Origin of the sequence: Streptomyces sp. NRRL B-24572 (assembly GCF_002156145.1) — a bacterium.
Lineage (GTDB): Bacteria > Actinomycetota > Actinomycetes > Streptomycetales > Streptomycetaceae > Streptomyces > Streptomyces vietnamensis.
In genome coordinates this window covers 1-5,489 of sequence record NZ_MWIG01000803.1, presented here as the reverse complement: position 1 = coordinate 5,489, position 5,489 = coordinate 1, and the positions used below count along the sequence as shown (strand labels likewise).

Sequence of the window (5,489 nt, the reverse complement as noted above, 5' to 3'; positions counted from 1 at the left end):
CCGTCTCCCGGCCCGCGCCCACCGCCGATCCCGCTCTCGTCGAGCGGCCCGGGCCGGTGCTGCCCGGATGGGTCGGGGTGGTCGCCGGCGCGCTGGCGCTCGCCTGGTGCGCGGCGCTCGTGTGGTGGGTCGGGGCGGTGCCCGCGGAGGCCGCGCGGATGCTGCGGCTGCCGGCGCGCCCGTACCACGGCATTCCCCTCGGGCAGTGGGCTCTGCTGGCCCTCGGCGTGGTGCTCGCCCTGTTCTCGCTGGGCGGTCTGAGCCGCGGCCGGGTCGGCTACGCCTGGGTGCTGACCCTGTTCGGCGACTACCGCGGCACGGTCCGCCGTACGGGCCTGGTGTGGGTCAGCCCGCTGCTGCTGCGCCGCCGGGTGGACGTCCGGCTGCGGCACTGGCGCAGCGAGCCGCTGTCGGCGGTGGACGCGAAGGGCACCGCGCTCGACGTGACCGTCCTGGTGGTGTGGCGGGTGCGGGACACGGTCCGGGCGTCGCTCGGGGTCGAGGGGCACGAGGACTACCTGCGGGAGCAGGTGGAGGCGGCGATGGCCCGGGTGCTCTCGCAGCTTCCGGCGGACGCGTTCCACGAGGACGCGCCGACGCTGCGGGACGCGGAGGCGGTCGGCGAGGCCCTGACGCGGATGCTGTCGGCGGAGTGCGCCCCGGTCGGCGTGGACGTGTTCTCGGCGCAGCCGACGCGCATCGAGTACGCGCCGGAGGTGGCGGCGGCGATGCGCCGGCGCCGGATCGCGGCGATCGACGCGAAGCACCGGGACAGCGTCCTGACCTCGGTGGTGGACGCGGTGGACGACGTGGTCCACCGGCTGACCAGTCGTGGTCTGGTGGAGCTGGACGACTACGAGCGCAAGACGCTGGTCAAGGACCTGACGGTGGCGTTCTACACGGGCAGGACGGGCCCCGTGGAGGGTGCGTGACGGGGATGGACACGGCCGACTTCCCTCCCTACCTTGATAGTTGGTCCAGACCAACATGCACGTGAAGCAGCACCCCGTACGCGCGCGCACGGCCCCAAGGAACTCCCCACGTTCTCCAGGAGCGACAGCATGCGCAACAAGGCACTCGGGGCGGCGGTGGTGGCGCTCGGCATCGCCGGGGCCACCGTCCTCGCCACCGGCACCGCCGGTAGCCACGGCTACACCGACGCGCCGATCAGCCGTCAGAAGCTCTGCGCCAACGGCACCGTGACCAACTGCGGCGACATCCAGTGGGAGCCGCAGTCGGTCGAGGGGCCCAAGGGCTTCCCGGCCGCGGGTCCCGCCGACGGGAAGATCTGCGCCGGCGGGAACTCCCGCTTCGCGCAGCTCGACGACCCCCGCGGCGGCGCCTGGCCGGCGACACGGCTCGTGTCGGGGCAGAGCTACAGCTTCCGGTGGCAGTTCACCGCCCGCCACGCCACCACGGACTTCCGCTACTACATCACCAAGAACGGCTGGACCGGGACCAAGGCGCTGACCCGGGCGGACCTCGACCCCCAGCCGTTCCTGACCATCCCCTACAACAACCAGCAGCCGCCGTCGACGCTCACCCACTCCGGGACGATCCCGGCGGGCAAGACGGGCCGGCACCTGATCCTGGCGGTGTGGACGATCGCGGACACCGGGAACGCCTTCTACGCCTGCTCGGACGTCACGTTCTGACGGCACGTCCCGACGGTTCAGTTCTGACTGGCCGTCAGCTACAGTCCGGCCCATGAGGAGCGCGGACACCGTCGCGGAGCTCGTACGGCGCCAATGGGGCGACCACCGGACCGGCCTGAGGGACGAGCACCACACCCTCACCCACCACCAGGTCGCCGCGGGCGCCGCCGCGCGGGCCGCGCTGCTCGTGGACCTGATGCCACCCGTGCCGGGGGGCGAGCCGCACCTCGGCATCCTGCTCGACAACACGCCGGAGTACCCGCTCTGGCTCAGCGCGGCGGCCCTCGCGGGGGCCGCCGTCGCCGGGATCAACCCCACCCGGCGCGGCGCCGAACTCGCCCGCGACATCCGGCACACCGCCTGCCGGGTGCTCGTCACCCAGCGCGGCCACCTGCCGCTCCTCGACGGGCTCGCGCTGCCGGGCGTACGGATCCTGGTCACCGACACCGACGCGTACCGGGAACTCCTCGCCCCCTACGGGAACGCCCGGCCGGGCGACGCCACCCTCGGCCCCGTACGCCCCGACAGCCGCTTCCTGCTCTCCTTCACCTCCGGCTCGACGGGCGCGCCGAAGGCGGCCCTGTGCAGCCAGGGGCGCCTCGCGGCCGCCGGCGCCTCGCTCGTCTCCCACTTCGGGGTGGGGCGGGACGACGTCCACTACATCTGCATGCCGATGTTCCACGGGAACGCGGTGATCGCCGACTGGGCGCCCGCGCTGGTCGCCGGGGCCGGGGTGGCGCTGCGGGCCCGCTTCTCGGCCTCCCGCTTCCTCCCGGACGTACGCCGCTTCGGCGCCACCTACTTCACCTACGTGGGCCGGGCCGTCCAGTACCTCCTCGCCACCCCGCCAGGACCCGACGACCGCGCGCACGCGCTGCGGCTCGGCTTCGGCACGGAGGCGGGGGCGGTGGACGCGGCCCGCTTCCGGGAACGCTTCGGCGTCCCGCTCGTCGAGGGGTACGGATCGTCGGAGGGCGGCGCGGCCATCCAGCGGACCCCCGACACGCCGACCGGCGCGATCGGCCGGGCGGCACCGGGGGACGACCTGGCCGTCGTCTCCTCCGAGACGGGGGAGGAATGCCCGCCGGCGCGCTTCTCTCCCACCGGCCGCCTCCTCAACGCCACGGAGGCGGTCGGCGAGCTCGTCAACCGGGGCCGCTCGCCCTTCGAGGGGTACTGGCGCAACCCGGAGGCGGAGGCGGCCCGGCTGCGCGGAGGCTGGTACTGGACGGGGGACCTCTTCTACCGGGACGCGGACGGGTTCCTGTACTTCGCGGGCCGTACGGACGACCGGCTGCGGGTCGACAGCGAGAACCTGGCGGCGGCGATGATCGAGCACATCCTGGCGCGCTGGGACCGGGTGGCGGGGGTCGCGGTCTACGCGATACCGGACCCGGTGGCGGGGGACCAGGTGATGGCGGCCCTTGCCCTCAGAGAGGGGGAGGTGTTCGACCCGTCGGCCTTCGCGGCCTTCTTGTCCGCCCAGCCGGACCTGGGTACGAAGATGCCGCCCCGCTTCGTCCGGGTGATGAGGGAACTGCCCCTCACGGCCACGAACAAGATCCACCGCGTGGCCCTCCGTCGAGCGGGGTTCCGCTGCCCGGACCCGGTCTGGTGGCGCCCGGCCCCCGACGCCCCGTACGAACCGCTTACCCCCGAGGTGACCGCCGCGCTCCGGGCGGAGTACGCCCGCCACGGCCGCACTCCCACATAGCGCCGGCACCGATCCTGCGACCCCGGCTGCCCGATGTCGGCCAGTGATGCTGGACCGGCCTGGAGGTGGCGGTCTCGGGCGGGGGGCACGAGCGGTCGGGCGTGGATGTTCTTGTCGCTGAACTTCATTAGCTCTGTCAGAGCTGCTCGGGGTGGAGCACGTAAGGGGTGAACGAGTGGTGAGTCCTCGTGCAAATGTTCCGGTGTCGAGTCGTGGGTCGTTGATCGTACGTTGATCGTCATGCAGCTTCGGTACTCGTTTCGCGTGTACCCGAACGGTCCGCAGCGTTCGGCGCTGGCCAGGGCATTCGGGTGTGCGCGGGTGGTCTACAACGACGCCCTGCGGGCCCGTGAGGCCGCCCGTGCCGAGGGGCTGCCGTTCCCGAAGGCCGGGGACCTGTCCAAGCTGCTGGTCACCGAGGCGAAGAAGACCGTCGAGCGCGCCTGGCTCGGTGAGGTGTCCGCCGTGGTGCTGCAGCAGTCGCTGCGCGACCTGGACACCGCGTACCGGAACTTCTTCGATGGCCTGAAGGGCAAATGCTCGCGCATGGGCGCACCTCGGTTCAAGTCCCGCAAGGACCACCGGCAGGCCGTCCGGTTCACCGCGAACGCGAAGTGGAAGATCACTCCAGGCGGGGACCTGTCGTTGCCGAAGATCGGGGACGTGCGGGTCAAGTGGTCCCGCGTCCTGCCGTCGGTGCCGTCGACGGTGACGGTGATCAAGGACGCCGCCGGAAGGTACTTCGCCTCGTTCGTGGTGGAGACCGACCCGGCCCCGCTGCCCGATGTGGAACCGGTCGTCGGCATCGACCTGGGCCTCGGACATTTCGCGGTCCTCTCGGACGGCACGAAGATCGACGCCCCGCGATTCCTGCGCCGGGCGGAGAAGAAGCTCAAGAAGGCCCAGCGGAACCTGAGCCGCAAGGCGAAGGGCAGCAACAACCGGGACAAGGCCCGGATCAAGGTCGCCCGCGCGCACGCGCGGGTGGCCGACGCGCGGCGCGAATTCCATCATCAGCTCTCCACGAAGGTCATCCGCGAGAACCAAGCGGTGGCGGTGGAGGACCTGGCGGTGAAGGGGCTCGCACGGACGCGTCTGGCCAAGTCCGTGCACGACGTAGGCTGGGCGGCGTTCGTGGCGATGCTGGAGTACAAGGCCGCCCTGTACGGCCGTACCTTCCTCAGGATCGACCGCTTCGAGCCCACCAGCCAGGTCTGCTGCGTGTGCGGCACCAAGGACGGTCCCAAGCCCCTGCACGTCCGCGTGTGGGAGTGCCGGGGCTGCGGGACGGTCCTGGACCGGGACGTCAACGCGGCGATCAACATCGCCAAGGCCGCCGGACTGGCGGTATCGGCCTGTCGAGCGAGGGTAAGACCGGAACGTGTTCCGGCACAGCGCGAGGAAGCAGGAACCCACCGAGACGGCCGACCAGCCGTGGTAGGAATCTCCGGGCTTTAGCCCGGGGAGCGGAAGTCAAGCCGCGGACCTCCTCGACGCGGGCGACGGCACCGGCGTCGGCTACCTCCTGAAGGACCGGGTCGGGCAGGTGGAGGAGTTCGCGGACGCCCTGGCCCGGGTCGCGGACGGCGGCACGGTCGTCGACCCGGAGGTCGTACGCCAGCTGCTCCGCCGGCACCGGGACCCCCTGGAGGCGCTGACCCCGCGCGAGCGGGAGGTCCTGGGTCTGGTCGCGGAGGGCCGTTCCAACGGGGCGATCGCCCGCCGGCTCGTCGTGACCGAGGCCGCCGTCGGCAAGCACATCGGCAACATCCTGGCGAAGCTGGACCTGCCCCCGGCCGAGGACACCCACCGCCGGGTCCTGGCCGTCCTCACCTACCTCCGCGCGTGACGGGCGTGACGGGCGTGGCCTTCGGGCATGCAGGAAGGCCCCCTCACCGAAGTGAGGGGGCCTTCCCCGTCTGTGCGCCGCCAGGGACTCGAACCCCGGACCCGCTGATTAAGAGTCAGCTGCTCTAACCAACTGAGCTAGCGGCGCCTGCTGACGTCGTAGACATTAGCACCCGGATCGGCGGGAGGAAAAATCGATACCCGCACGTCGGCGGCGGAAGCCGCCCGGACGGCCCGCACGCAGGCCCAGAGCACGACCTCGGGCCCCGGCA

Annotated in this window: 4 protein-coding genes, 1 tRNA gene and 1 pseudogene; 5 read left to right on the top strand and 1 reads right to left on the bottom strand. The window is 72.1% G+C overall.

The features are described 5' to 3' along the window. From CCN56_RS36300 to CCN56_RS36280, 5 genes and pseudogenes are all read left to right on the top strand, one after another. Positions 1-932: SPFH domain-containing protein (locus tag CCN56_RS36300; protein WP_256962357.1), on the top strand; the 932-nt coding region annotated here is incomplete at its 5' end. Positions 933-1,061: 129 nt separating this feature from the next. Next, complete coding sequence (locus tag CCN56_RS36295) at positions 1,062-1,655, top strand: lytic polysaccharide monooxygenase (protein ID WP_086832004.1); 594 nt, start codon at positions 1,062-1,064, stop codon at positions 1,653-1,655. Positions 1,656-1,707: 52 nt separating this feature from the next. Beyond that, positions 1,708-3,369, top strand: a complete 1,662-nt coding sequence (locus tag CCN56_RS36290; RefSeq protein WP_086832003.1) for a long-chain-fatty-acid--CoA ligase — start codon at positions 1,708-1,710, stop codon at positions 3,367-3,369. A gap of 240 nt (positions 3,370-3,609) precedes the next feature. Then, complete coding sequence (locus tag CCN56_RS36285; RefSeq protein ID WP_086832005.1) at positions 3,610-4,827, top strand: RNA-guided endonuclease TnpB family protein; 1,218 nt, start codon at positions 3,610-3,612, stop codon at positions 4,825-4,827. A 19-nt stretch (positions 4,828-4,846) separates the two neighbouring features. Then, positions 4,847-5,218, top strand: a pseudogene (locus CCN56_RS36280) (response regulator transcription factor); the annotation flags it as partial. 73 nt (positions 5,219-5,291) lie between these two features. Here CCN56_RS36280 and CCN56_RS36275 read toward each other — a convergent pair. Beyond that, positions 5,292-5,365: transfer RNA gene (locus CCN56_RS36275), tRNA-Lys, on the bottom strand. Between the last annotated feature and the right edge of the window lie 124 nt (positions 5,366-5,489).

Excerpts from the sequence above, each read along its gene's own strand:
- CCN56_RS36295 (WP_086832004.1), top strand. The coding sequence starts at position 1,062 with ATGCGCAACAAGGCACTCGGGGCGGCGGTGGTGGCGCTCGGCATCGCC.
- CCN56_RS36290 (WP_086832003.1), top strand. The coding sequence starts at position 1,708 with ATGAGGAGCGCGGACACCGTCGCGGAGCTCGTACGGCGCCAATGGGGC.
- CCN56_RS36285 (WP_086832005.1), top strand. The coding sequence starts at position 3,610 with ATGCAGCTTCGGTACTCGTTTCGCGTGTACCCGAACGGTCCGCAGCGT.